Source organism: Streptomyces sp. NPDC017890 (assembly GCF_044328675.1).
In the GTDB taxonomy this organism is placed as follows: Bacteria; Actinomycetota; Actinomycetes; order Streptomycetales; family Streptomycetaceae; genus Streptomyces.
Genome location: NZ_JBIRHU010000068.1, coordinates 1 through 5,010, shown reverse-complemented (window position 1 = coordinate 5,010; position 5,010 = coordinate 1). Strand labels below are relative to the sequence as shown.

Genomic DNA, 5,010 nt, shown 5'->3' with positions numbered 1-5,010 from the left:
CCCCGCTCACCACCGTCCGCCAGCCCATCGAGGCCATGGGACGCGCCGCCGTCGACCTCCTCTGCACCCAGATCCAGGGCACCGAAGTCCCCCACGGAGAGCTGCTCTTCGAACCCGAACTCGTCGTCCGCGGCTCCACCGCACAGGCAGCCGCCCGGTAGGCGGGACACTCAACCCCGGCTCTGACCCGCAAGTTCCTTGCGGGAAATGGCAGTGGTTTGCGGCTACCCGACGCAGCCAGTGAAAGCGCCTGATCCGGGGCATCGCCGGAGACCCACCCGGTCCCACCGAGAACACCCCACCTCGCTCTGGGCTGAGATCGCGCTGCCCCGTCTGTGGACGGCCCGACAGTTCTCTGCAACTCTCTGAGCGCTCAACGTAAATCACAGAGCACATTGAGTGTCTTCTTGATGAGCGCATCCGACTGAGCCGTGCCTCGTGGCCATGCGGTGCGAGGCGGAGATCGAGGACAGATGAGAAACCGGAACTGGAGATCGCGTGCCCTGTGCACCGTGGTCGCGACCAGTCTCCTGGCGTTGGGAGGACCGCTGCTGTCGGCCTCGGCAGCCGGTGGACCCAACATCGCCGTGGGGGACGCCACGGCGGCGAGCAGCTCGCACGGCGAGTACGGCGCCGCCAACATCACCGACGGCAACCAGGGTTCGTACTGGCAGAGCGGCGGCGGCAGCCTGCCCCAGTGGGTGCAGACCGACCTCGGTGCCACCGAGCGGATCGACGAGGTCGTCCTGAGACTGCCGGCCGGCTGGGAGAGCCGCGACCAGACGCTCTCCGTGCAGGGCAGCGCGGACGGCACCAGCTTCAGCACGCTGAAGAGCTCGGCCGAGTACACCTTCAGCCCGGGGTCGGGCAACACGGTCACCGTGCGCTTCCCCGCCACCCAGACGCGCTACGTGCGGATCAGTATCACCGCGAACACCGGGTGGCAGGCGGCCCAGCTCTCCGAACTGGAGGTCCACGCGGCCGGGGAGTCGTCCGCGAATCTCGCCGCCGGACGCACGCTGACGTCGAGCAGTTCCAACGGGCCGTACACCGCCGGCAACGGCAACGACGCCAACAAGGCCACCTACTGGGAGAGCGCCGGCAACGACCTGCCGCAGTGGCTCCAGGCGGACCTCGGCTCCTCCCGCCGCGTCGACCGCGTCGTGCTGCGGCTGCCCGACGGCTGGCCGGCCCGCAGCCAGACCCTGAAGATCCAGGCCAGTGACAACGGCTCGGACTTCACCGACCTGACCGCGCCCAAGGCGTACGCCTTCGACGTGGCGGGCGGTCAGTCGGCCACGATCGCCTTCGACGCGACCACCACGCGCCACGTGCGCGTCCTGGTGACGGCCAACACGGGTCATCCGGCCGCCCAGGTCTCCGAGCTGGAGGTCTACGGCCCGGCGACCGGTGACACCCGGGCCCCGACCGCGCCGGCGAACCTCTCCCTCACCGAGCCGGCGACGGGTCAGGTCAGACTGACCTGGAGCAAGGCCACCGACGACACGGCGGTCACCGGCTACGACATCTACGCCAACGGCGACCTGCTGACGTCGGTCGCGGGCGACGTCACCACGTACACCGACACCCGGCCGGCGGGCACGACCGTCACCTATTACGTGCGGGCCAGGGACGCGGCCGGCAACCAGTCGGCGAACAGCAACTCGGTCACCCGGCGCGCCGACACCGGCGACACGCAGGCACCCACCGCGCCCGCGAACCTGGCCCTCACCGAGCCGGCCGCCGGGCAGATCAAGCTGACCTGGGACGCCTCGGCGGACGACAAGGGCGTCACCGCCTACGACGTCTACGCCGACAACCAGCTCCGCAAGAGCGTCGCCGGTGACGTGACGACCTACACCGACACCCAGCCGGCGTCCGCGAACGTCACCTACTTCGTGCGGGCGAAGGACGCGGCCGGCAACGAGTCGGGCGACAGCAACGCCGTGACCCGCGCCGGCACCGGCGGCGGCTCGAACATGGCCGTCGGCAAGCCGATCAGCGCCTCCTCCGTCATCCACACCTACGTCGCCGAGAACGCCAACGACAACAGCACCTCGACCTACTGGGAGGGGGCGGCCGGGAGGTACCCGAACACGCTCACCCTCAGTCTGGGCGCCAACGCGGACGTCGACCGGGTCGTCCTCCAGCTGAATCCGGACAACAGCTGGTCGAAGCGCATCCAGAGGATCGAGGTGCTGGGCCGCGAGCAGGACGCGTCCGGTTTCAGCAGCCTGGTGGCCGCGAAGGACTATGCCTTCGACCCGGCGAGCGGCGGCAACAGCGTGTCCATACCCGTCGGCGACCGGGTCGCGGACGTCCAGCTCAAGTTCACCGCCAACAGCGGGTCCACGGCCGGACAGATCGCCGAGTTCCAGGTGATCGGCGCCCCCGCGCCCAACCCCGACCTGGAGGTGACGGAGCTGACCGCCTCGCCCGCCTCCCCCGTGGAGTCGGACCGGATCACCGTGTCCGCCACCGTCCGCAACAGCGGCCCGGCAAACGCCCCGGCGGGCGAGGTCGCCCTGCGCCTCGGCGACACCAAGGTCGCCACCGCGGAGGTCGGCGCGCTGAGGGCCGGTGCGCAGAGCACGGTCAGCGCCTCCATCGGAGCCCGCGACGCCGGCTCCTACGAGCTGAGCGCCGTCGCCGACGAGGCGAACGAGATCACCGAGCAGAACGAGACCAACAACACCTACACCCGGCCCGAACCGCTGGTGGTCAAGCCGGTCCAGAGCTCCGACCTGGTGGCCGCCGCGGTCACCACCACTCCCTCCAGCCCGGCCGCCGGTGACGACGTGACCTTCGAGGTCGCGCTGAGGAACCAGGGCACCCGGGACTCGGCGGGCGGCAGCCACGCCGTGAAGATCGGCATCGTCGACTCCAAGGGCGCCACCGTCAAGTCCCTGACCGGCGCGCACGACGGAGTCATCGCCGCCGGTTCGGCGAGCCCCGCGGTGGACCTCGGCACCTGGAAGGCGGCCGACGGCTCGTACACCCTGAGGGTCGAGGTAGCCGACGACGCGAACGAGCTGCCGGTCAAACGGGAGAACAACACCTCCACGCAGCCGCTGTTCGTCGGGCGCGGCGCCGACATGCCGTACGACATGTACGAGGCGGAGGACGGCACGGTCGGCGGCGGCGCCAAGGTGGTCGGGCCCGACCGGACCGTCGGCGACATCGCGGGCGAGGCGTCCGGCCGCAAGGCCGTGCACCTCGACGCGACCGGTGAGTTCGTGGAGTTCACCACGAAGGCGGAGACCAACACCCTCGTGACCCGCTTCTCGATCCCGGACGCGCCGGGTGGCGGCGGCATCGACTCCACCATCAACGTCTACGTCGACGGCGTCATGAAGAAGGCGCTCCCGCTCACGTCGGAGTACGCCTGGCTCTACGGTGCCGAGGCATCGCCGGGCAACTCGCCGAGCGCGGGCGCGCCGCGTCACATCTACGACGAGGCGCACATCATGCTGGGCGAGACCGTCCCGGCCGGCAGCAAGGTCCGGTTGCAGAAGGACGCCTCGAACAGCACCGACTACGCGATCGACTTCGTCAACCTGGAGCAGGTCGCGCCGGTGCCCAACCCGGACCCGGCGGCGTACGCCGTGCCCGCCGGATTCACGCACCAGGACGTGCAGAACACCCTCGACCGCGTCCGCATGGACACCACGGGCAAGCTCGTCGGCGTGTACCTGCCGCCGGGTGACTACCAGACGTCGAGCAAGTTCCAGGTGTACGGCAAGGCGGTCAAGGTGGTCGGCGCGGGCCCGTGGTTCACACAGTTCCACGCGCCCACGACGCAGGACAACACCGACGTCGGCTTCCGGGCCGACGCGACGGCGAAGGGCTCCTCGTTCGCGAACTTCGCCTACTTCGGCAACTACACCAGCCGCGTCGACGGGCCGGGCAAGGTGTTCGACTTCTCCAACGTGTCGGACATCGTGATCGACAACATCTGGAACGAGCACATGGTGTGCCTCTACTGGGGCGCCAACACGGACCGGGTCACGATCAAGAACTCCCGGATCCGCAACATGTTCGCCGACGGCGTCAACATGACCAACGGCTCGACCGACAACCTCGTCTCCAACAACGACGCCCGGGCGACCGGTGACGACAGCTTCGCGCTGTTCTCCGCGATCGACGCGGGCGGCGCGGACATGAAGAACAACCTGTACGAGAACCTGACGACGACGCTGACCTGGCGCGCCGCGGGCCTCGCCGTCTACGGCGGCTACAACAACACCTTCCGCAACATCCACATCGCGGACACCCTGGTCTACTCGGGCATCACCATCAGCTCGCTCGACTTCGGCTATCCGATGAACGGCTTCGGCACGGATCCCACGACCTTCGAGAACATCTCGATCGTCCGGGCCGGCGGCCACTTCTGGGGAGGGCAGACCTTCCCGGGCATCTGGGTGTTCTCGGCGTCCAAGGTGTTCCAGGGCATCCGGGTCAGCAACGTCGACATCGTCGACCCGACCTACAGCGGCATCATGTTCCAGACGAACTACGCGGGAGGGCAGCCGCAGTTCCCGATCAAGGACACGGTCTTCACCGATGTCACCATCTCGGGCGCGCGCAAGAGCGGTGACGCGTTCGACGCCAAGTCGGGCTTCGGCCTCTGGGCCAACGAGATGCCCGAGTCGGGGCAGGGCCCGGCGGTCGGTGAGGTCACCTTCAACGGGCTGAGGCTCAGCGACAACGCCGTGGACATCAGGAACACAACGTCCACCTTCAAGATCGTCCGCAACCCTTAGACCCGCCCTGACTTTGTCGGACTGGTCACTGACTGGCGCAAGCCTCTTGCGAGGCTTGCGCTAGTCTTGCGCATGTGACGCGACGACTTGCTCAAGTAGCGAAGAAGGTTGGGGTCAGCGAGGCCACGGTCAGCCGGGTACTCAACGACAAACCCGGTGTTTCCGAGGCGACCCGGCAGTCCGTGCTGAGCGCGTTGGACGTGCTGGGCTACGAGCGGCCGACGCAGCTGCGGGGTGAGCGCGCACG

Annotated in this window: 3 protein-coding genes; all 3 read left to right on the top strand. The window is 68.7% G+C overall.

Features of this window, described 5'->3' with window-relative positions; translation table 11 throughout:
- The coding region (locus ACH4F2_RS35050) for a substrate-binding domain-containing protein (RefSeq protein ID WP_398136729.1) at positions 1-161 on the top strand (161 nt) is incomplete at its 5' end.
- A gap of 312 nt (positions 162-473) precedes the next feature.
- Positions 474-4,763 carry a discoidin domain-containing protein gene (locus ACH4F2_RS35045; RefSeq protein WP_398136728.1) on the top strand — a complete coding sequence of 1,430 codons (4,290 nt, stop codon included), beginning with the start codon at positions 474-476 and terminating at the stop codon, positions 4,761-4,763.
- Positions 4,764-4,837: 74 nt separating this feature from the next.
- The coding region (locus ACH4F2_RS35040) for a LacI family DNA-binding transcriptional regulator (protein ID WP_391972366.1) at positions 4,838-5,010 on the top strand (173 nt) is incomplete at its 3' end.